Source organism: Flavobacterium aquariorum, assembly GCF_003254745.1.
Taxonomy (GTDB): Bacteria; Bacteroidota; Bacteroidia; order Flavobacteriales; family Flavobacteriaceae; genus Flavobacterium; species Flavobacterium aquariorum.
Window position 1 is genome coordinate 113,977 of record NZ_QKXH01000008.1, and the last position, 22,536, is coordinate 136,512.

The 22,536-nt window shown below is 34.6% G+C and carries 23 protein-coding genes; 14 read left to right on the top strand and 9 right to left on the bottom strand.

Annotated features, from left to right (window positions below):
* Positions 1-10: 10 nt before the first annotated feature.
* A complete protein-coding gene (locus DOS84_RS13315; protein WP_111410615.1) occupies positions 11-877 on the bottom strand; it encodes a protease complex subunit PrcB family protein in 867 nt (288 codons plus the stop codon).
* 179 nt (positions 878-1,056) lie between these two features.
* Between DOS84_RS13315 and DOS84_RS13320 the strand changes: the two genes are divergently transcribed.
* The 4 genes from DOS84_RS13320 (at position 1,057) to DOS84_RS13335 (ending at position 4,055) form a co-directional block, all read left to right on the top strand.
* Positions 1,057-2,430, top strand: a complete 1,374-nt coding sequence (locus DOS84_RS13320) for a DNA recombination protein RmuC (protein WP_111410616.1) — start codon at positions 1,057-1,059, stop codon at positions 2,428-2,430.
* Positions 2,431-2,436: 6 nt separating this feature from the next.
* On the top strand, positions 2,437-2,802 hold the full coding sequence (locus DOS84_RS13325; protein ID WP_111410617.1) for a 6-phosphogluconate dehydrogenase: 366 nt from the start codon (positions 2,437-2,439) through the stop codon (positions 2,800-2,802).
* Positions 2,803-2,806: 4 nt separating this feature from the next.
* The gene (locus DOS84_RS13330; RefSeq protein WP_111410618.1) at positions 2,807-3,355 is read left to right on the top strand and encodes an acyl-CoA thioesterase; all 549 of its coding nucleotides are present in this window, start codon (positions 2,807-2,809) and stop codon (positions 3,353-3,355) included.
* Positions 3,356-3,515: 160 nt separating this feature from the next.
* The gene (locus tag DOS84_RS13335) at positions 3,516-4,055 is read left to right on the top strand and encodes a YceI family protein (protein WP_111410619.1); all 540 of its coding nucleotides are present in this window, start codon (positions 3,516-3,518) and stop codon (positions 4,053-4,055) included.
* 50 nt (positions 4,056-4,105) lie between these two features.
* On the opposite strand, the gene DOS84_RS13340 is transcribed toward DOS84_RS13335, so the two are convergent.
* Positions 4,106-5,017 (bottom strand): TIGR01777 family oxidoreductase, encoded by a 912-nt coding sequence (locus DOS84_RS13340; RefSeq protein WP_111410620.1) that lies wholly within the window; start codon positions 5,015-5,017, stop codon positions 4,106-4,108.
* 119 nt (positions 5,018-5,136) lie between these two features.
* Here DOS84_RS13340 and DOS84_RS13345 point away from each other — a divergent pair, with 119 nt between their 5' ends.
* The 8 genes from DOS84_RS13345 to DOS84_RS13380 all read left to right on the top strand — a co-directional run bounded on the left by DOS84_RS13345 (position 5,137) and on the right by DOS84_RS13380 (position 12,007).
* Positions 5,137-5,796 carry a TetR family transcriptional regulator C-terminal domain-containing protein gene (locus DOS84_RS13345; protein ID WP_111410621.1) on the top strand — a complete coding sequence of 220 codons (660 nt, stop codon included), beginning with the start codon at positions 5,137-5,139 and terminating at the stop codon, positions 5,794-5,796.
* Positions 5,796-7,103 carry an ABC1 kinase family protein gene (locus DOS84_RS13350; protein WP_111410622.1) on the top strand — a complete coding sequence of 436 codons (1,308 nt, stop codon included), beginning with the start codon at positions 5,796-5,798 and terminating at the stop codon, positions 7,101-7,103. The genes DOS84_RS13345 and DOS84_RS13350 overlap by 1 nt, the downstream gene beginning before the upstream one ends.
* A gap of 4 nt (positions 7,104-7,107) precedes the next feature.
* Positions 7,108-7,242 (top strand): DUF2256 domain-containing protein, encoded by a 135-nt coding sequence (locus tag DOS84_RS13355; RefSeq protein ID WP_111410623.1) that lies wholly within the window; start codon positions 7,108-7,110, stop codon positions 7,240-7,242.
* 5 nt (positions 7,243-7,247) lie between these two features.
* Positions 7,248-8,732, top strand: coding sequence for a cryptochrome/deoxyribodipyrimidine photo-lyase family protein (locus tag DOS84_RS13360; RefSeq protein WP_111410624.1), 1,485 nt, complete (start codon positions 7,248-7,250; stop codon positions 8,730-8,732).
* 30 nt (positions 8,733-8,762) lie between these two features.
* Positions 8,763-9,047: a TIGR03643 family protein gene (locus DOS84_RS13365; protein ID WP_111410625.1), complete on the top strand. Its 285-nt coding sequence runs from the start codon at positions 8,763-8,765 to the stop codon at positions 9,045-9,047.
* Positions 9,048-9,060: 13 nt separating this feature from the next.
* Positions 9,061-9,744 carry an SDR family NAD(P)-dependent oxidoreductase gene (locus tag DOS84_RS13370; RefSeq protein ID WP_111410762.1) on the top strand — a complete coding sequence of 228 codons (684 nt, stop codon included), beginning with the start codon at positions 9,061-9,063 and terminating at the stop codon, positions 9,742-9,744.
* A gap of 16 nt (positions 9,745-9,760) precedes the next feature.
* Complete coding sequence (folE, locus tag DOS84_RS13375) at positions 9,761-10,372, top strand: GTP cyclohydrolase I FolE (RefSeq protein ID WP_243636376.1); 612 nt, start codon at positions 9,761-9,763, stop codon at positions 10,370-10,372.
* 216 nt (positions 10,373-10,588) lie between these two features.
* Positions 10,589-12,007, top strand: a complete 1,419-nt coding sequence (locus DOS84_RS13380; protein ID WP_111410626.1) for an SDR family oxidoreductase — start codon at positions 10,589-10,591, stop codon at positions 12,005-12,007.
* Here the strand turns inward: DOS84_RS13380 and DOS84_RS13385 are convergent, their stop codons facing one another.
* The 7 genes from DOS84_RS13385 to DOS84_RS13415 all read right to left on the bottom strand — a co-directional run bounded on the left by DOS84_RS13385 (position 12,008) and on the right by DOS84_RS13415 (position 18,432).
* The gene (locus DOS84_RS13385) at positions 12,008-13,303 is read right to left on the bottom strand and encodes a cryptochrome/photolyase family protein (RefSeq protein WP_111410627.1); all 1,296 of its coding nucleotides are present in this window, start codon (positions 13,301-13,303) and stop codon (positions 12,008-12,010) included.
* Positions 13,304-13,412: 109 nt separating this feature from the next.
* On the bottom strand, positions 13,413-13,895 hold the full coding sequence (locus DOS84_RS13390) for an SRPBCC family protein (RefSeq protein ID WP_111410628.1): 483 nt from the start codon (positions 13,893-13,895) through the stop codon (positions 13,413-13,415).
* A complete protein-coding gene (locus DOS84_RS13395; protein ID WP_111410629.1) occupies positions 13,882-14,571 on the bottom strand; it encodes a lycopene cyclase domain-containing protein in 690 nt (229 codons plus the stop codon). Before DOS84_RS13395 ends, DOS84_RS13390 begins: the two co-directional genes overlap by 14 nt.
* A 1-nt stretch (position 14,572) precedes the next feature.
* A complete protein-coding gene (locus DOS84_RS13400; protein ID WP_111410630.1) occupies positions 14,573-15,013 on the bottom strand; it encodes a sterol desaturase family protein in 441 nt (146 codons plus the stop codon).
* Between the two features lie 174 nt (positions 15,014-15,187).
* A complete protein-coding gene (locus DOS84_RS13405) occupies positions 15,188-16,027 on the bottom strand; it encodes a phytoene/squalene synthase family protein (RefSeq protein ID WP_111410631.1) in 840 nt (279 codons plus the stop codon).
* Positions 16,028-16,029: 2 nt separating this feature from the next.
* On the bottom strand, positions 16,030-17,499 hold the full coding sequence (locus tag DOS84_RS13410; RefSeq protein ID WP_111410632.1) for a phytoene desaturase family protein: 1,470 nt from the start codon (positions 17,497-17,499) through the stop codon (positions 16,030-16,032).
* A 36-nt stretch (positions 17,500-17,535) separates the two neighbouring features.
* Positions 17,536-18,432, bottom strand: a complete 897-nt coding sequence (locus DOS84_RS13415; RefSeq protein ID WP_111410633.1) for a MerR family transcriptional regulator — start codon at positions 18,430-18,432, stop codon at positions 17,536-17,538.
* A gap of 200 nt (positions 18,433-18,632) precedes the next feature.
* Between DOS84_RS13415 and purB the strand changes: the two genes are divergently transcribed.
* Complete coding sequence (purB, locus tag DOS84_RS13420) at positions 18,633-19,979, top strand: adenylosuccinate lyase (protein WP_111410634.1); 1,347 nt, start codon at positions 18,633-18,635, stop codon at positions 19,977-19,979.
* A gap of 170 nt (positions 19,980-20,149) precedes the next feature.
* Complete coding sequence (locus DOS84_RS13425) at positions 20,150-22,390, top strand: cation:proton antiporter domain-containing protein (protein WP_111410635.1); 2,241 nt, start codon at positions 20,150-20,152, stop codon at positions 22,388-22,390.
* The last annotated feature ends 146 nt before the right edge of the window (positions 22,391-22,536 follow it).

Below are 22,536 nucleotides of genomic sequence, written 5' to 3' on the forward strand. Positions count from 1 at the left end.
TGGATTTTTTTTATGATTTAGTTTTTAATTCCGCTATTTTATCTTGAATAACTTTCTTAAAGAGAATAATATTTTGCGTTTGGTCTGTTGAATTATCGGTATCTAAATATATTTTAGTCACAGTACCAGCTTGACTCCATTCAAAATAAACACCACCTTGATCGTGGGAATCAGGTGAACCAAATGTTTTTGTTTTCCCTTTCAAATCTTTAATTTCAGTTGGGATTTTCAAAAGAAAAGCTGCAAAATCATCTTTAAAACCTAACGCTTTATAACTATAATGATTAAAATCATATGAACCATAACCTACTTTTAGATAATGAAGAACTTTCGCATTTTCCATTCTAAAAAATTGTTGACAATCATTCCCAGTACAGTTACCAAAATAAGTTCCCATAACTACATAATCATTAATTTGATTTGCTTTCTTAAATAAAATAGGTTTGTTAGATTTTGGAAGTATCACATAATCTGCCGGGTAAGTTATAGCAGTAGTTACAACCTCATCCTTTGTTGGTTCTTTTTCAAAATACTCAACAACTATTTGGCAATCATCTTCAACCACCGCTTGAATTTTTATAGCATATCCGCTTGTTGGTTTTGGGCCAGCATAAATTCCTAATATCCTTTTCTGAGTAAAATCTGGTAGCGCAACATCGACAGTTTGACAAGTTGTAAATATTTTTTGCACCTCTTCGTTTGAGTTTAAAATCACAAAAGAATATTGTTTTGGGTTTTCTTTCAAAACCCCGCAATAACTAAAACTCTCATAAACTACATTGGTAATACTGCCGCAATTTTGTGCATTATCATCGGATAGATCATTACACGAATAAAAGCTTAAGGCGACAAACAAGATTGAAATTAAATTCTTCATATTATATTTTAATTGGTTATATAGTAAAGATGACTTTCCAATAAAAAGGTTGCGTTTCGATTTAAAAAAAATAAAATTGTTCGTTTAGCATTAGATTTAGAATAATTCGTGAAATTTCATTTTTTAAAATTAAGTACTACGTATTAATGCGTACTTTTACTTTTTTAAAATGAAATTCTATGTTAACAACTCTTCCTTTATTATTGGTTTTTATTATTGCCCTTGCAATCGGTATCTTTATTGGTAAACTCATTTTTTCGGCACGATTCCAGTCGGAAAAAGTAAGTCTAGAAGAGAAATTAATCGCACTGAATTCACAATTCAACCAGCAAAAAGAACAATTTCTATTAGATAAAACCGCTTTTGAAAAACAACTGGAATTATCAAATTCCGAAAAAGAAAACATTCGAAACGAGAAAGACAGTCTGGCCATCCAACTTTCCAAAAAAGAAGTTGATTTTGAAAATCTTTGGCAACGCAACAAGGAACAAAAAGAGGAAGTCGAGAAACTTCAGGAAAAATTCACTAAAGAATTTGAGAATCTTGCCAATAAAATATTGGAAGAAAAATCAAATAAGTTTACCGAGCAAAACAAGGAAAATATGAAAAATATCTTGTCTCCGCTGCAAGATAAAATTCAGCTTTTCGAAAAGAAAGTCGAAGACACGCATAAAGAAAGCATTGATTATCATGCCGCTTTACGCCAACAAATATTGGGTTTACGTGAAATGAATATTCAAATGAGCAAGGAAACCATCAACTTGACCAAAGCCTTGAAAGGTGACAGCAAAATGCAAGGAAACTGGGGCGAACTAGTACTGGAACGTGTACTTGAAAAATCGGGATTGGAAAAAGGACGCGAATACGAAGTACAACAAAGCCATATCACCGAAGATGGAAATCGTGTATTTCCAGACGTTGTCATCAATTTGCCCGACGGAAAAAAGATGGTTGTCGATTCTAAAGTTTCGTTGACTGCCTATGAAAAATATATCAACGAAGATGATGACGAAGCAACAAAAACCCGTTATTTAAAAGAACATGTCAATTCGATAAAACTTCACGTAGAACAATTAGGAAATAAAAATTATCAGGATCTGTATCAAATAGAAAGCCCAGATTTTGTTTTGTTATTTATTCCTATGGAACCTGCATTTGCTATAGCCCTTAACGAAGACACAACCTTATACAACAAAGCATTCGAAAAAAACATCGTAATTGTTACACCATCTACTTTGTTGGCTACTTTACGCACCATTGACAGTATGTGGGCCAACCAAAAACAGCAAGAAAATGCTTTTGAAATTGCGAGACAAGCTGGTGCATTGTATGATAAATTTGAAGGTTTTGTTGCCGATTTAATAAAAATTGGAAAAAAAATAGACGAAAGCAAAGTAGAATACCAAGGTGCCATGAACAAATTGGTGGATGGAAAAGGAAACCTCATCACCAGCGTTGAAAAGCTAAAAAAAATGGGAGCTAAAGCTAAAAAAGCTCTTCCGGACAATATTTTGAAAAGAGCTGAAGCCGATGAAAATTCACTTTTAAATTAAGACAAAATGAAAAAAGTCCTTGCCTTTATTACAATCGTAATTACGGTTGGTTTTCTAAGCTATTTTGCGTTCATCTATTACGTTCCTGTTAGCGAAGGAATTCGATCTGGTGAATTAATTCGATTGAGCCATAAAGGCATTGTCATAAAAACATGGGAAGGCGAATTGAGCCAGGGAATTTCTGGAGCCCAAATTTTCAAGTTTTCAGTTTTGGATAGTGACAAAGAAGTGATTGAACAAATGAAGACTTTACAGGGGCAATATGTCAAACTTACTTATATAGAAAAATACAGAACCTTTTTCTGGTGGGGAGAAACCAGATATTTTATAAAAACAATACAAAAAGAAAAATCCCCTTTTAACCAAAACTAAACCTATGGAGAAAATATACAAAACAGTTGCTTCATCCCATGTCAGCATTTCGGTATTAATGTTGCCCTCACATACCAATTTTAGCGGAAAAATTCACGGTGGTTATATATTATCCCTTCTGGATCAAATAGCCTTTGCCTGTGGATCAAAATTTTCCGGAAATTATTGTGTTACAGCCTCGGTAGATACTGTCAATTTCTTGAAACCTATCGAAGTGGGAGAACTCGTAACGATGAAAGCCTCTGTTAATTATGTGGGAAAAAGTTCAATGATTGTGGGAATTCGGGTAGAAGCCGAGAATATTCAGACTGGTTATAAAAAACATTGCAATTCTTCCTATTTCACTATGGTTGCCAAAGATAATGAAGGCAATAGTGTGGCAGTTCCAGGTTTAATACTGTCGAATTTTGAAGATGTAAAACGTTTTTGCAACTCATTGAAACAAATCGCACTAAAAAAAGAACGTGACTTACACGAAGAAGTATTCAATTATACCTCAAAAGAAACATTAGAGGGACTAAAAAAATACAATATTCAAATCAATTTGGATTAATTTTCTTCTCAAAGATCCTAATACCTACTGAAAAACTACTTAAAGGAGCCAATATCAAAAAATCGATTCTTTTGATATTGGCTCCTTTTTTGGCGTAATTTTAAGAGTATTGTCACAAAAAAAAGCGTAACTTTAAAATACACCTTTAATAGAAAGAATTATGAAAAAAATTACTCTATTAGCTTTGTTTTTTGTCTTACATCCCATATTTGCCCAAAAAAAATTAAGCACTTCAAAATGCAGCATTTATTTTGAAGCATCTGTGCCTTTATTTGAAGCAGTTGAGGCCAAAAACGATATAGTGAATTGTATTTTAATTCCTGAGAAAAGTCAAATAAGCTTTACTGCTGTCATAAAAAATTTCCAATTCAAAAGAGATTTAATGAGAGAGCATTTTAATAGTAATTACATGGAAAGTGATCGTTATCCCAAAGCAACTTTTAAAGGACTTATCGAAAAATTTGACTTAAAAATTGTAACTGATGTAGAGAAAGATTTTATAATAAAAGGAAAATTAACAATCCACGGACAATCCAGAATGATTTCTGTAAATGCCAAGATAAAAAAAGTGGTTAATGGCATTCATATAACCTCTTATTTCACATTAAACACAGACGACTTTAACATCCAAATTCCGAGCATGGTCATTGCTAAAATTTCCAAAAATGTGAATACTCAAATCGATTGTGTTCTAAACTAAGTGAGCAGTTATTTAGTGATTGGCTTTCAAAAAGATACATTCCTAAAAATCTATTTCAAACAGTCTTTCAATGCCTTTGTAAGATTTTTAAATTGAAATCGAAACCCTAAACTTTTTACTTTATCCGAAGATACTCTTCTTCCTGACAAAACAATTGAAGCCATTTCCCCCATTGCCAATCGAATTAAAAAGGCCGGAACATTTGGTAACCAAATCGAATAGCCAAAAGAATTTGCCAATTCTTTAGAAAAAGTTAAGTTGGTAGTGCTGTCATTGATAGTAGCGTTGTAAGCCCCTGTCATTTTTTCGTTTTCAATAGCTTCAATATACATCATGCATAAATCCTGTATATGAATCCAGGGCATATATTGTTTCCCGGATCCCAAAGCACTACCCAAGCCCCGTTTAAAAATTGGAGTAAGTTTTTTTAATATGCCTTCATCTTTACCCAAAACTAAGCCGGTTCGAATTTTTACGGTTCGAATACCTAAACCTGCCATCAAATCAGCTGATTTTTCCCATTCTTGACAAGTCGTTCCAATAAAGTCATTGGCAGGCAAAGTGTTTTCGGTACATATGCCTTCTCCATTAATCGCGCCATAAAAACCTATTCCTGAAGCCGAAACAAAGGCTTCAATCCTTTTATTGTGCTTTTTCAAAACGTTATAAATCAATTGGGCCGATTGTGTTCTACTCTCTCTGATTTCAGCTTTTCTCTTGGCAGTCCATTTTTGCTCGGCGATATTCTCTCCTGCCAAATGAATGATATAATCTGCCTTGAGTACTGCAGCCTCCTCAATATTCTGACTAGATACATCCCAAATATAATAAGTTACTCCCTCTGTATTTGGTTTACTATTTCGGGTAAGTATTGAAACAGAATAGCCTCTTTCCAACAATATTTTGGTTAATTTCTTACCAATAAATCCGGTACCTCCCGTTATTAAAACATTTTGCTTCATTACTTTATAATTTAGGGGCAATCAATTAAAACTATACAAATATAAGTTAATGTTTTGTTTAGCATTATTAATAATAAGTTAAACATTATTACCTTTATACACAAATAAAACTTAAAAACATGGCAACTAAAAAAATAACATTATCCAAAGACCTTATTGTGTCAATGTATATGAACTATACTTTGGAACATAATGAAAAACCGAAGTCCGTATTTCATTTTTCCAAAGTGAATGGTTTCACAGAATCCGAATTTTATACTTTTTTCGGTACGCTGGAAAGTATCGAAAAAGAAATATTCAACATCTTTTTTGACAAAACAATCGAACTATTACAGAAAGATGATAATTACGAAAGTTACGATATGAAAACTAAACTCTTAAGTTTTTACTTTACTTTCTTCGAATTAATTACCGCCAATAGAAGTTACGTAGTGATGACTTTGAAGCAGCATCAAAATCAATTGAAAAACCTAATGATCTTATCCGAGTTTAGAAATAAATTCAAAGATTATATCTCCGAAATAATTACTGATGATTTTAGAATTAAAATTGAAAAGTTACAGCAATATCAAGAAAAAGTATTAGCCGAATCATTTTGGATTCAATTTCTGTTAACCTTGAAATTTTGGATGGAAGATGCATCACCTTCGTTTGAGAAAACGGATATCTACATCGAAAAATCCGTAAAAGTTTCCTTCGAATTAATAGACGTTACACCAATAGAGAGCTTGATTGATTTTGGAAAATTCATTTTCAAAGAAAAAATAAACAACAAATAATGAAAACGATAGACTACATACCAACTTCCAAAATCGAAAGAGCTTCAAAACTTGTACAAACCGGCGCCAAAGTAGGTGTGAACTATTTGAAGTATTATGGAGAAAAAATGGTCAATTCTGATTTGACTCGTGACAAACTCAACGAAAATAATGCCGAAGATATTTATGATGGCCTGAAAAGTTTAAAAGGGAGCGCGCTCAAAGTGGCTCAAATGCTGAGCATGGATAAAAGTTTCTTACCACAAGCGTACGTGGAGAAATTTTCGTTGTCGCAGTTTTCGGTGCCGCCACTTTCGGCTCCATTGGTTTTAAAAACCTTTAAGAGCAACTTAGGAAAAACGCCCTATGAAATTTTTGACGAATTCAATGCTAATTCGGTTAATGCTGCTAGTATTGGTCAAGTACATATTGCCATGAAAAACGGTAAAAAACTGGCAGTAAAAATTCAATACCCAGGCGTTGCCAACAGTATTTCTTCGGATTTGGCCTTGGTAAAACCCATTGCGATCCGAATGTTTAATCTGCAAGGAAAAGACTCCGATAAATATTTCAAGGAAGTCGAAGATAAATTGATTGAAGAAACCAATTATCTATTGGAACTTGAACAAAGTCAAGAAGTGGTTGCCGCTTGCAAAAAAATTGAGCATTTAGTTTTCCCCGAATATTATCCCGAGTTCTCTTCTGAGAAAATCATTACTATGGATTGGATGACAGGAATTCATCTTTCTGAATTTACTGCCAAAAACGAAAATCAAGCATTGGGCAACCAACTGGGACAAGCATTATGGGATTTTTATATGTATCAAATTCATATTTTGAGAAAAGTACATGCCGACCCGCATCCCGGTAATTTTTTGGTTAACGATGACAATCAATTGGTAGCTTTGGATTTTGGCTGTATGAAAAAAATTCCGAACGCTTTTTACATTCCGTATTTTGAATTGGTTAATCCAAAAATACTCGACAATCCAAAATTATTCAATGCCAAACTTTTTGAATTGGAAATTCTAAGAACTGATGATTCTACAGAAGAAATTGTCTATTTCACCCAAATGTTTTATGATTTATTATCCCTTTTTACTCAGCCGTTTCAAGGAGAAACATTTGATTTTTCGGATGCTGAATTCTTTGGAAATATTGCACAACTGGGAGAACGATTTTCGAAAGACACCAACTTAAAAAAAATGAATGGTAATCGAGGATCCAAACATTTTATCTATATGAACCGGACCTTTTTTGGACTCTACAATTTGTTATTTGATTTGAAAGCCAATATTATGGTGAATCAATATAAAAAATACGAATAGCAATTTGAAAAAATCACAGTTGCCATCAAAAATATGTTTGTTGTGCAAACGTCCCTTTAATTGGCGAAAAAAATGGGCAGCTGTTTGGAATGACGTAAAATATTGCAGTGAAAAATGCAGAAGAAATAAAAGCCATTAGGAAAAATGAATACTAATAAAAATCATATCAATATCGTCTGGTTCAAAAGAGATCTTCGTTTGCAAGACAACGAAGCTCTTTTCAATGCCATTCAGACTAATAAACCAACTTTGTTGTTATATGTTTTTGAAAATTCATTACAAAATGATGGCCATTATAGCGAGAGACATTGGAACTTTATCAAGCAATCTATTCAGGACATCAACCAACAACTTGTCCCTTTCAATACAAAAATCCTAAGCGTTTCTGGCGAAGTGATTTCAGTTATTAATTCGATACAAGAAATTTACAAAATAGACACTGTATTTTCTCATCAGGAGACCGGCATCAAAATCACTTACGAAAGAGACAAGTCCTTTAAACGCTTTTGCAAAAACAATGTCATCCAATGGAAAGAAAATATCAATAATGGCATTTTTAGAGGATTAGAAAACAGAAAAAATTGGATAAGTCTTTGGGAAGATTACATGAATTCCAAACAATTTTCCTTCGAAGCGACACCGAAAAATTTCTTAGACCTTGACAACATTCAATTTTTAGAAAACAGTTTCGAAACTGTTCCATTGGAAACCATCCCAAATGATAATTTCCAAAAAGGAGGAAGTACTATGGCCAATAAATATTTAGAAAGCTTTTTTGCAAATCGGTATTTGGACTACAACCGCAATATTTCAAAACCTTTATTAGCCAGAAAAAGCTGCAGCCGTTTATCGCCTTATATTGCTTGGGGAAATTTATCCTCAAGACAGGTTTTACAAAAAGCTGCCAATTTTCGATTCATCAGTACTGACAAAAAACAAATTGACTCTTTTGTCTCCAGATTAACATGGCAGGCCCATTTCATACAAAAATTTGAAATGGAAGAAATCATGGAATTTGAAAGTGTCAACAAAGGATATCATACTTTAAAAAAGAAAATAAACGATTCTTATATACAAGCTTGGCAAGCGGGACAAACAGGATTCCCAATAATAGACGCTTGTATGCGTTGCCTGAACGAAACAGGCTATTTGAATTTTAGGATGCGAGCTATGGTAGTTTCTTTTTTTACCCATAATCTTTGGCAACCATGGCAGGAAGCAACCCAACATTTATCCCGAATGTTTCTGGATTTTGAACCTGGCATTCATTTTCCACAATTGCAAATGCAAGCCGGAGAAACCGGAATCAATATGCTACGCATTTACAATCCCTTAAAAAATAGTTTAGAACACGATCCTAATGGAGAGTTTATAAAAAAATGGGTTCCTGAGCTACAAAATCTGCCTATCCCATTTATTCACAATCCTTCTAAAATGACTTTTTTGGACCAAAAATTTAGCAATTTTGATTTAGGAGTTGATTATCCAAAACCAATAATTAATATAGAAAGAACTAGAAAACACGCGAGCGATTTTTTGTGGAACATGAAAAAAAATCCTCTTGTAAAAGAAGAAAACAATAGAATTTTAAAACTACACACTATGGCTGATGTTGGAGATAGTGACTAAAAATTCACAACATCAATAATATCGATTTATATGAACTCTAAAACTAATTTAACTCCAGTAGAAATCGACCGGATTATAGAAATGGCCTGGGAAGACCGAACCACTTTTGATGCAATTCATATACAATTTGGATTAAAAGAACAAGAAGTAATCAACCTCATGCGTACCGAAATGAAGCCTTCCAGTTTCAAAATGTGGCGCGAACGCGTGCAAGGCCGAAAAACAAAACACGAGAAATTAAGAAACTTCCTTGAAGGCCGCTTCAAATGTTCAAGACAAAGGCAAATTAATGGTAATAAAATATCAAAAAGATAATTTTAAAAAAAATATGCGAAACATAGTAATCATAGGTGGAAGCAAAGGAATTGGAAGCGCGATCCTATTGCAGCAATTGGAAAATAACAAAGTGTACAACATCAGTCGGACCGCTCCTGACATAACGCATCCCAACTTAATACATTATCCCCTTTCTATTATTGAAGATGATCTACCCGAAATTGAAGCCGTAGATGTTCTCATTTATTGTCCAGGTTCAATTACCCTAAAACCCATTTTGAGTTTGAATCTAGACGATTTTAGAAATGATTTTGAAATCAATGTAATTGGTGCTGTAAAAGCGATTCAAAAATATTTGCCTGCCCTTAAAAAAGGGAACAATCCTTCGATTGTATTATTCAGCACTGTTGCAGCTAAATTGGGAATGCCTTTTCACGCCAGTATCGCTACCGCAAAAGCAGGAATCGAAGGATTGGTAAAATCCCTTGGTGCCGAATTGGCTTCGGTGGTTCGTGTAAATGCCATCGCTCCAACCATTACCGAAACTTCGCTTTCGGCAAATATCCTTAGAAACGATCGCATGAAAGAAAACATGATGGAGCGCCACCCAATGAAAAGTTATTTAAAACCCAATGAAGTGGCCGAAATGGCGAATTACCTAATCTCAGAAAATGCCAAATCCATTTCGGGACAAGTTTTTGAAATGGATTATGGAATCGTAAGTTTTAAAATTTAATAAAAAAGCAAAAAAAATGATAAAAGAAATGAGAAGTTACGAGAAAATCGAACAATACGACACCGAAACAACAGAACTACTAGCCCAAAACTACAAAAAAATTATTGGTGATTTAGGCGAGGATGTAACAAGAGAAGGACTCGAAAAAACACCCGAAAGAGTAGCAAAAGCGATGCAATATTTAACACACGGCTATGAATTAGATCCGTTAAAAATATTAAAATCGGCATTGTTTTCTGAAGACCACAAGCAAATGATTGTAGTCAAAGATATAGAAGTATATTCAATGTGCGAACACCACATGCTACCCTTTTTTGGCAAAGCACATGTTGCTTACATCCCCAACGGAAAGATTGTTGGATTAAGTAAAATCCCCAGAATTGTCGATGCTTTTGCCAGAAGAATGCAAGTGCAAGAGCGATTGACCGACCAAATCAAAAATTGCATACAAGAAGCATTGAATCCGCTAGGTGTAGCCGTTGTTATCGAAGCACAACACATGTGCATGCAAATGCGTGGAATTCAAAAACAAAATTCGGTAACAACAACTTCTTCTTTTACAGGCGCATTCGAAAAAGACAAAACCAGAAAAGAATTTATAAGTCTCGTTTCGAACAAATTGAGCTAAATTATAGAACAAAAACAACATAACCTTCTATACTACATACCAAATTTATTTTCTGATAATCCGCTCGTAGACCAATTTCTGACAGTCATATAAACGGAATCAGCAAGAAGAAGAATATCCGCCACGAGTTTTGCTCCTAATTCGTAAAATTCGTGGCTCATTTTTTATAAGATATTATTAAACGCTAAGTTCCAAATAAATTAAAATCGATAAACCATGAAAATTCTTTTAACAGGCGCAACAGGATATGTAGGCAAGAGGCTTTTACCGATTTTGATCGAACAAGGCCATGACGTTATTTGTTGTGTCCGGGACAAACAGCGTTTTTTTTGTCCAATTGAATTTGAAAAAAAGGTAAAAATCATCGAAGTTGATTTCTTAAAAAAAGAAACTTTAGAAAATATCCCCAAAAACATAGATGCCGCTTATTATTTAATCCATTCCATGTCGGGTTCGGCTAGTAATTATGATGAATTGGAGCGAATTTCGGCTTTAAATTTTGTTGAGCGAATCAATCTGACGAATGTCAAACAAGTCATTTATTTAAGTGGAATTGTCAATGACCAATCACTTTCCAAGCATCTTTCATCACGAAAAGCGGTTGAAGAAGTTTTGAATACAGGAAACTTTGCTACGACCACATTGAGAGCTGGAATTATAGTGGGTTCCGGTAGTGCATCCTTTGAAATCATTCGGGATTTAGTTCAAAAGTTACCTATAATGGTTACTCCAAAATGGCTAAATACCAAATGCCAGCCCATCGCTATTGGTGATGTTTTGGAATTTTTGACAAAATCACTTTTAAATCCATCAACATACAACCAAAGTTTCGACATTGGTGGCCCGGACATTCTTACTTACAAAGAAATGCTTTTGGGATTTGCGAAAGCAATTCACCTCAAAAGATACATTTACACCGTGCCGGTAATGACACCCAAATTATCGTCATACTGGCTGTACTTTGTAACCTCGACCTCTTATAAATTAGCATCGGCATTGGTGAGCAGTATGAAAGTCGAAGTCATTTGCCGGGACAACAGCATCAATTCAATTCTGAATATTACGCCTATGCCTTATGATCTGGCATTATCTAAAGCCTTAGTCAAAATTGACAATGATGCTATTGCTTCGAGTTGGAAAGACGCCATGATTAGTGGGCAATTTGTGGGTAACGTAAGTGATTATCTCAAAGTCCCCAAGAAAGACTGCTTTATCGACCGAAGAAAAATGGAAATCCAAAACCGTGAATTTACCGTTAACCAAATTTGGTCCATTGGTGGTGAAACCGGCTGGTATTACGGTGACTGGTTATGGAATTTACGCGGATTTATTGATAAACTTTTTGGAGGTGTAGGCTCACGAAGAGGCCGCACCAACAAACACGACATCCACGCCGGTGATGCGTTAGACTTTTGGCGGGTTTTATATGCCAACAAAGACGAAGGCAAACTCATTCTCTATGCCGAAATGAAACTACCTGGCGAAGCCTGGCTCGAATTCAAAATCATCAACAACACTTTGTACCAATCAGCTACTTTTAAACCCGAAGGTATTTGGGGCAAATTATATTGGTATTCTGTTTTGCCTTTTCACGGGTTTATTTTTAATGGAATGCTTCATAGGTTGATTAGGTAATCACTTCAAAATCCCTGCTTTATAAGTAGCAACGGCGCGGTCTCTGGCAAAAGCATGTTCAATCATTGGCTGACCATAACCAAAATCAAATTCGGGAATCCATTTGCGAATATAAATTGCTTTTTCATCAAATTTTTTGAGTTGAATATCCGGATTAAAAACCCTGAAATAAGGCGCCGCATCACATCCCGTTCCTGCCGCCCATTGCCAGTTTCCAACATTGGCCGACAAATCATAATCCAATAGTTTTTCGGCAAAATAAGCTTCACCCCATTGCCAATTGATCAGTAAATGTTTGCATAAAAAACTAGCCACAACCATGCGTACCCTATTGTGCATATAGCCTGTTGCATTGAGCTGACGCATTCCGGCATCTACCATAGGGTAACCTGTAGTTCCAGTACACCAACGCTTGAAATCTTCTTCATTGTTGCGCCACTGAATTCCATCATAAGCCGATTTGAAATTGTGAGTGACTACTTTCGGGAAGCTAAACAGAATTTGCATAAAAAATTCTCTCCATATCAATTCACTCAAAAAAACATCATTTTTGCGAACTGCCCAATTGACTAATTTACGGATACTAACTGTTCCAAAACGCAAATGAGGTGACAAATACGAAGTACTGTCTATAGCAGGGAAATCTCTGGTTTCATGGTAATTGCTTATTTGTGTGAGATTATGTGGCTGTACTTTTATGTTACTTTCCTCGAAACCTATTTGTTGCAAAGTGGGAAAATCAAAATTATTTTTCTGGAAATTAGAGAAATAACTTTCGGTATCGTATTCTACGAGCGGCGCGATGGATTTGTATTTTTCCAACCATTTATTTTTGTATGGTGTATAAATAGTATAGGGTAATCCATCGGACTTGGTGATTTCTTTTTCTTCAAAAATGACCTGATCTTTGAAAGAAAAACAAAGCGTATTATTCGCTTTTGCCAATGCTGAAATGGCTAAATCTCTATTAATAGCATAGGGTTCATAATCTTTATTGAAGAAAACTTTCGAAATAGTAAACTCTTGAAAAAGAGATCCCCATACTTCAGTTGTTGCTCCTTTTTTTATTAAAATCGAACTACCTATCGCATTCAATTTTATATTTATTTTACTGAGTGATTCGTGTATAAAACCAACACGGGCATCGTTTTTTGGCAAACTATTCAAAATATCAGTATCGAAAATAAACAAAGGAATGACAGGCTGGTCGGATTGCAAAGCATTATACAACGCCACATTATCTTCAAGACGTAAATCGCGTCGGAACCAAAAAATAGATACTTCTTGTTTTGTCATTTTTTTTTAAGTTTCTAAGAATCTAAGTAACGAGATGCTAAGATTCTGTAACCTTGTAATTAATCCTTGTTTCAAAAATATTGTTTTCCTTTTCTACAGTCTTAGTAGCTCAAAATCTTGGTAACTTAGAAGCTTCATTATTAAAAAGTTGATCAACTTTTACAAAACGGTAATCAAAGATCTCTTTCAGTTTGTTTTTGACGATTAGAGCATTCATGATTCGCCCCAAAAAACCCAAAGGCAATGCATAATGTACAACATCGGTCATTTTGGTTCCATTAGAAGTTGCCTCAAAAAAATGCTTGTGGTGCCAAAAACTATAGGGTCCAAAACGTTGTTCGTCTATAAAATAAGCTTTGTCTTTTACTTTGGTAATTTCTGTTACCCAATTTAATTTTAGTCCCAAAAGGGGCGAAATTTTGTATTGAATAATTTGCCCAGCATACATCGATTGGTTATCAAAATCGGTGATTTGAAATCCCATAGACATTGGAGTTATTTTTTGCAAATTTTCTGGACTCGAGAAAAAAGCCCAGCATTCATCCAAAGTTGCATTAATATGTTGGACACTTTCTTTTTTATATACTTTCATTTTTTCTATCAATTATTTTCATCAAAACTAAACTCATCAACAACATTGTAAAAGCATAACCAACATCTTCAACAGGAATTGTTCCCAATCGAATTCCCAAATTCTCGTTATCATTATAAAAAACAACCGGTTCTTCTATAAAACTACCCGTAAGAATTCCATTTACTAGTAAAAACGGAATCAAAATGATTAAAAAAGTAATGAAATAAGTTTTTAAAATTGTAGAAAACTTAAAAACAGCTATTGTTAAAACAATTACAAACAAACTAAGATTTACAAAAGTGTACCATCTATCATAATTAAACACTGCAACTGGAACAATAAGAATCATCAAAAACCAATAAATCTTTTTTACGACAGTATCGCTCAAAGCCAGATTGGGCAAGAAATACTGAAAAGAGAAATGAATAAATATACTGGCGTAAGGGATACAAATAAAAAAAAGCCATTCTTCTATCGGCAAACCAAAAAATTCTATTCCGGAATGGTATCTTGGATTAAAGCTCCAAACTCCCATTTGGGTAAAAATAATATCCCAAATAATAAAAAATAATGCCGTTATAATCAACGAAGGGAAAATGACTTTCCAACGTTTACAATATCTCATTCTCTTTTCGAAACTATACAGAAACGGAATTAAGAACGAAGCAATATTCAAAAAAAGATATAATGACATATTAGATTTTATAATATTTAAAAGGCACAAACAACATTCCAAAACATTCACCATCCTGTTTCCCTAGATGCTTATGATGTACTTTGTGGGCCTTACGCAAACCAACTAAATATTTGTTTTTAGTGTTTTTGAACCACTTAAAACGTTGGTGAATCAATACGTCATGAATCATAAAATAGCAAAAACCATAAGCGGTTATGCCTAGAGCGATAAAAAATAAATAATTCATTCCGCCCTGCACTCCAAAATAAAAAAGCACAATACTGGGTGTTGCAAAAATCAGAAAGAATATATCATTTCGTTCAAAAGTATGCTCGTATTTTGGCTGATGATGATCGGCATGAAAATACCACATGAGCCCGTGCATAATATACTTATGAGTCAGCCATGTAACACATTCCATGAATAAAAAAACACCTAAAAAAATCAAAAAGGAAATCATATTCTCTTTATTAAATTAAATTATTTGAGTGACTAGTGAATAGCTTTTAGTAATTACTGTTAAATCTTTTTGGATTCAATAAAAGCAAAAAAATTAAATACTAGCTGCTAGTCCCGATTGCAGTAAAAATCCTTATAAGCCTATTCACTAACAACTTTTCACTAATCACTAATTTTACACCAATTTCAGCTTGTAAGATACGAACGATTGCGCTAACAATCCTGCTTTGGAATAATTGGAAACCCTGATTCTTGTATTTCCAATTTCATTACAAGGGGTGTGCTCTAGTTTTTTGAGCAGTTTTTTGTAATAAACATAAGCTGTGTAAACACCAAATTTGGCTTCCAAAGGCAATTTTATGATTCCTTGATAAGCGACTCTAAAATCTTCTTCAATTTCTGCTATGATTGCTTTTTTTGAATTTTCATCGAAAGATTTTAAATCGACTCCCGGAAAATAATTACGATTCAATAGCAAATTATCATCTTTTAAATCACGAAGGAAATTTACTTTTTGGAAAGCAGAGCCCAATCTCATGGCTTGGTCTTTCAGCTGATTGTATTTTGCATCATCGCCTTTGACGAAAACTTTGAGACACATCAATCCCACTACATCGGCAGAGCCATAAATGTATTCGTTGTATTCCTCTTTGCTGTGATAATCGGATTTGATTAAATCGAGTTTCATGCTTTTAAGAAAGGATTGTATCATATCATCTGATATGTTATACTCCTTAACCGTGTGCTGAAATGAATTTAAAATCGGATTCAAACTGATGCCGGCTCTCATGGCTTTGTAATACTCGGCTTCAAAATCATTGATTAGATTCTCTTTGTCATAACCGTGAAAAGAATCCACAATTTCATCGGCAAAACGCACAAATCCGTAGACACTGTATATGGCATCTCGAATGCTGGGTGCCAACATATAAACCGCCATAGAAAACGAAGTACTGTAATTTTTGGTGACTAATTTACTGCACTTGAAGGATACATCATCAAATAATTTCTTCATATCTATTGATTTAAAAGTTGTTTATCTATTAACTCCGATACTAATTTCCCAGAAATTAATGCGGGAGGAACTCCAGGCCCTGGAACGGTTAATTGCCCCGTAAAATACAAGTTTTTCACTTTGGGGCTTTTGAGTTTTGGTCTCAAAAAAGCGGTTTGCAAAAGCGTATTTGCCATTCCGTAAGCATTCCCTTTGTACGAATTGTAATCCGAAACAAAATCGTTTTTGCAAAAAGATTGTTTGAATATAATATTCTTTTTTACCGTTTGTTGAGTTAAAATTTCAAAACGCTCTATTATTTTATCGAAATATTCATTCCGCAAGGCTTCGGTATCTTCAATTCCGGGAGCTAATGGGACCAGGAAAAAAGCGGATTCCATTCCTTCGGGAGCCGCCGTCTTATCCGTTAATGACGGGAAATTGGCATAAAACAATGGTTCTTTTGGCCATTTTGGGTCGTCATAAATAGCTGCGGCATGCTGCTCAAAATCAACATCAAAAAACAAAGCATGATGCGAAATATTTTTTATTTTTTTATTGAATCCCACATAAAACAACAATGATGATGGAGCAAAAATCCGGCTGTCCCAATACTTTTCAGAATAAGCCCTGTGTTCTTTGTCCAACAAAGTTTCGGTATGATGGTAATCGGCACCGCTTAAAATAATATTGGATGGAATCGTTTTTCCATTGACTGTAATCGAACGGGCAACTTTACTTTCAACATTTATTTTTTCAATATTGGCATTGGTTACAAAAGTTACACCAAGTTCTCTGGCTAAGCTTTCCATAGCCCGAACTACATCAAACATGCCTGTTTTCGGGTGCCAAGTTCCTAATCCAAAGTCAGCGTAATTCATAAAACTATAAAACGAAGGCGTATCGGATGGTTTTGCGCCAAGAAACAAAACGGGAAATTCCAAGATATGAATGAGTCGCTCATTTTTGAATTTCTTTCTAATATCTTTACTTATGTTACTAAAAAACTGACCAATTTTCTTAGCGGTTTCAACCGTTACCAATTCCAAAGGAGAAACACCCGGACGATACACTAATTCTTTTATGGCAATATCATAATTGGCTTTAGCTTCGCGCATAAATTCTTTTAGAACTTGACCACTTCCTTTTTCGATAGCTTCAAAATCAGCTATTATCTGAGGTAAATTATCTGCAATTGCAATAAAATCATCAATGTCGTAATAAACTCGGTATGCTGGGGAGAGTTTTATCAGCTCATAATAATCAGTTGTTTTTTTGCCAAAATCAGCAAAAAACCGTTCAAAAACATCGGGCATCCAATACCAACTGGGCCCCATATCAAAAGTAAAACCTTCAGCTTTCAATTGGCGAGCCCTCCCTCCTATTGAAGCATTTTTTTCATAAACCGACACTTTATGACCACTTTTTGCCAAATAGCATGCTGCAGCCATTGCCGAAAATCCAGAACCTATTATTGAGATTGATTTTTTCATTTGTTTAGCAAATATACAAAAACATTAAACAAAAAATCAAATCTTTTCTACTAAATCTGAAATAGAATTAAAAACTTTTACATCGACAGGAATTAAAGCCTGGTCGATGTACTGAGTCATTTTACCAATCAACCAAATTTGAGAACCATCACCCAAGAGTTCTTTACCCATAGAATTCACATAATCATTGACAGAATCACGATCGGGCTGTATCGTAAAATAAGATAGAAAAACAATTAAATTGTAATGTTTCTTCAAATCTTTCAAATTAGCTATTGGCATACTCTCACCCAAATAAACAACTTTATATCCCTTAGAAACAATTTCATAATGCAAATACATCAATCCTAATTCATGGATTTCATTGAGAGGAAGTGACAATACATAAACTTTGTTACTGCTTATTGACATAGTGGCTTCCACTTTTTCAATATTCACCAATATTTTCTTCAATATCAAACAACTGATAAAATGCTCGTGCGCCGGAGTAATCGTATCACTTTGCCATAACAGACCAATCTCCTCCATCAATGGAATAAAAACTTGATGAAAGATTTCCTTAAAAGATTTTTCTTCTTGCAACCAATTATAAGTATTAGAAAAAAGTTCTTGGTCAAAATTCATCATAGCCATCTTAAAAGCGTTAACAGCATGATTTTTAACATTTTTATTCGAAATAACATCACGAATCATTTCGCTTATTTTTTCATCGGTAAAGGTTGAAATTTTAGAAATTTTATATCCATAATCATGCAACAAAGTGATATTCAATAATTTTTGGAGACTTGACAATGAATACAATCGTATATTAGTATCCGTTCGCATAGGCTGTAAAACATTATATCGTTTTTCCCAAATTCGGATTGTATGCGCTTTTATACCTGAAAGATTTTCAAGATCCTTAATACTGAAAGTATTTTTTATATTGTTCATATATATTACATATTTATTAAACAAATATAACTTTATTTTAGATTAAATTTGAAATAAAACGACGACTTAATTTTGGAATCTTTTAATTTCATTGAAAGGTTATGTTTTTTATAACTAAATTCTTTGCCAAACCTTAAATTTCGTACTCCCTAATCCCCAAATTCTCTTTATATTTGTGCCTTTCGAAAAAACAACAAAAAATGACTACTCTAAACGAATTGAATGCTATATCACCAATCGACGGTCGTTATAGAAATAAGACATTATCACTAGCTCCTTTTTTTTCAGAGGAAGCTTTAATCAAATACCGCGTATTAATTGAAATCGAATATTTCATTGCTTTATGCGAAGTCCCTTTACCACAACTAAAAAACGTAAACCCTAATCTTTTCGATAGTTTACGTGATATTTATAAAAATTTCTCTACTGAAGATGCACTTTGGATAAAAGAAACTGAAAAAGTAACCAACCACGACGTAAAAGCTGTTGAGTACTTTATCAAAGACGCTTTTGAAAAACTGGGTTTATCAGAATACAAAGAATTCATCCACTTTGGATTAACTTCTCAAGACATCAATAACACGGCAATTCCGCTTTCTACAAAAGATGCTTTTGAAAAAGTTTATATGCCATCGTTAATTACGTTGACATCCAAATTAAAAGAATTAAGCCAAGAGTGGAAGGACATTCCAATGCTTGCACGTACACATGGACAGCCGGCTTCACCTACTCGTTTGGGCAAAGAAATAGCTGTTTTTGTGGAGCGTCTGGAAGAGCAAATGCGTTTGTTGTTCAACATACCGTTTGCAGCCAAATTTGGCGGAGCTACTGGAAATTATAATGCACATCATGTGGCTTATCCGCAAATTGACTGGAAACAGTTCGGAACCAAATTTGTTCAAGAAAACTTGGGATTACACCATTCGTTCCCAACAACACAAATTGAGCATTACGACCATTTTGCAGCCTTTTTTGATGCTTTAAAAAGAATCAACACCATTATTATTGATTTGGATCGAGACATTTGGACGTATGTTTCAATGGAATATTTCAAACAAAAAATTAAAGCGGGAGAGATTGGATCATCGGCAATGCCACACAAAGTAAACCCGATTGATTTTGAAAATTCTGAAGGAAACTTAGGAATTGCCAATGCTATTTTCGAACATCTATCAGCTAAATTACCGGTTTCAAGATTGCAACGTGATTTAACAGACAGCACCGTTTTGAGAAATATTGGCGTTCCTGTAGGTCATACTTTAATCGCTTTTGAAGCTACCTTGAAAGGTTTGAACAAATTATTGTTGAACGAATCAAAGTTTCACGAAGATTTAGAGAAAAACTGGGCCGTTGTAGCCGAAGCAATTCAAACTATTTTAAGACGTGAAGCTTATCCAAATCCATACGAAGCTTTGAAAGGATTGACCAGAACTAACGAAGCTATCGACAAAAAAGCCATTCACGGTTTTATTGCAACGCTTGATGTTTCGGAAGCTATTAAGGCCGAATTAATGCAAATCACACCAAGCAATTTCTTGGGGATTTAACAAATACCAAACTATATTAATCAAAAGCTATCTTTTTTAAGGTAGCTTTTTTTATGATTAAAATTAAATAACGAAAAAACCAAAGCATAAAGAATTTTCTTTTTTTGTAAATTAGCCATAAATGGTTTTTACCTAAAAACTATTTCAATAATAAACCGCAATACCAATTTATGGATCAATTTTCAGAAGTATCAGAAACCACAAGCCATTTAAACCCTTTGATCAGTGATTTAGGACTTATCTTAATAACTGCCACTGTTGCTGTTCTAATATTTAGAAAACTCAAGCAACCTTTAGTATTGGGCTATTTGATTGCCGGTTTTTTGGCGGGTAACCATTTTGATTTTTTTCCTTCTGTCAAAGAAATGAAAAGTGTAGAAGTTTGGGCCGAAATTGGAGTTATCTTTTTATTGTTTAGTCTGGGACTGGAATTTAGCTTCAAGAAATTAATGAAAGTTGGTGGAACTGCTTCTATCACTGCAGGAATACAAATTGTGAGTATGTGTATTTTAGGGTATGCCGTGGGCCAATGGTTGGCATGGCCCAAAATGGACAGCATCTTTTTGGGCGTAATTCTCTCCATATCTTCGACCACAATTATTTTAAAATCATTTGATGAATTGGGCGTTAAAACGCAGAAGTTTGCAGGAATTGTCATTGGCTCTTTAATCGTTCAGGACATACTTGCCATATTAATGATGGTTTTATTGTCCACGATTGCCGTCAGCAATCAGTTTTCTGGAGGAGATCTTTTAATGTCGGTATTAAAACTGCTTTTCTTTCTGGTGCTTTGGTTTCTGGGAGGAATTTTTATCATTCCAACAGTACTCAAAAAAACCAAACATTTACTCACCGACGAAATGCTACTCATCATCTCGCTTGCACTGTGTCTGATGATGGTTGTCCTTGCCGCAAATGCAGGATTTTCACCAGCACTTGGCGCTTTTATAATGGGATCCATAATTGCCGAAACCACACAAGCTGAGCATATTGAACATTTGGTAAAACCTGTAAAAGACTTGTTTGGAGCCGTATTCTTTGTGTCTGTGGGTATGTTAATCAATCCCGATGCTTTGTACCAACATGCCATTCCTGTACTTATTCTTTCTTTAGTCGTTATTTTTGGTCAATCCATCAGCTCTACAGTTGGTGCCATATTATCAGGACAGCCACTTAAAGATTCAATACGAACCGGAATGAGTTTATCCCAAATTGGGGAATTCTCATTCATCATTGCGACTTTGGGAGTAACCTTGAAAGCAACCAATGCTTTTTTGTATCCAATAGTTGTCGCAGTTTCAGCCGTAACGGTATTTACGACTCCGTTTATGATTAAATATTCGCTTCCTTTTTCAGAATATTTGGCGCATAACTTACCCCGAAAATGGACCAAAAGAATCGAACGCTATTCGGCCAGTACGCAAGCTATAAAAACGGTTAGTTTATGGCAAACGGTTATAAACGCTTTTTTAATTCAGGTGATTGTGCTTGTCGTAATCATCCTTGCTGTCATTTTGCTTTCATCCCGTTTTATATTGCCTCTAGTTGAAGATTATCATTTGGGAAATACAATGGGAGCATTAATCACATTGGGTATAGTCGCTCCATTTTTGTGGGCGCTCGCTTTTCGAAGAGTTGCCACCAATGAAGTTGAACAATTGATGCTGGACCGAAAATCCCGCGGACCGTTGACGATGTTGTTTTTTATACGCATTGTGCTGTCCATTTTCTTCATTGGTTTATTGCTGAATATTTTCTTCTCCCCAAAAACTGCCTTGATTGCATTTATAATTGCAGTGGTAATTTATTTAATTTTTCAAAGAAAACTCCACATTCAATATCATAAAATTGAAAATCATTTTCTTGCCAATTTGAACGATCGGGAAATAGACAGAGCCAAAAGAAGCCGCAGTGATTTAACTCCCTGGGACGGCCACATGGCAATATTTGACATTGCGGCAGAATCCAATATAGCTGGAAAATCTTTGAAAAACCTTCAAATGAGGGAAAATTTAGGAATTAATATTGTTTCGATAAAACGGGGTGACATAACCATACACATCCCAAGTAGAAACGAACGTATTTTTCCAGGTGATGAAATTTGTGTTATTGGAACCGACGCACAAGTACAGCAATTTAAAAAATACCTGGACCAGCATGAAATGGACGTTTCTCCGGAAACCGTAGAACCCGATATTGTTTTGCGCCAAATCGAATTGAAAAACCACACCTTTATTGGAAAAAGCATCAAAGAATCCAAACTGCGTGAAAAAACACAAGGACTGATTGTAGGTATCGAAAAAAGAGGAAACCGAGCGCTAAATCCAGAGTCTAATGTCATTCTGGAAAAAGATGATATTTTGTGGATTGTTGGCAACAAAAAACTATTGGCAGATTTGGCCCACGATTAGACTTTCCCTTATCTCATAAAAACACTGGTCGAAAGACTGGTGTTTCGCTTTTAGGAGCAGAACGATAGTTTTTCATAACAGCTTCACTCCCGCTTTCCGTTTCAATCCATCTCGTTAAAAAACGAGATGGGATTTCCACTGCAATC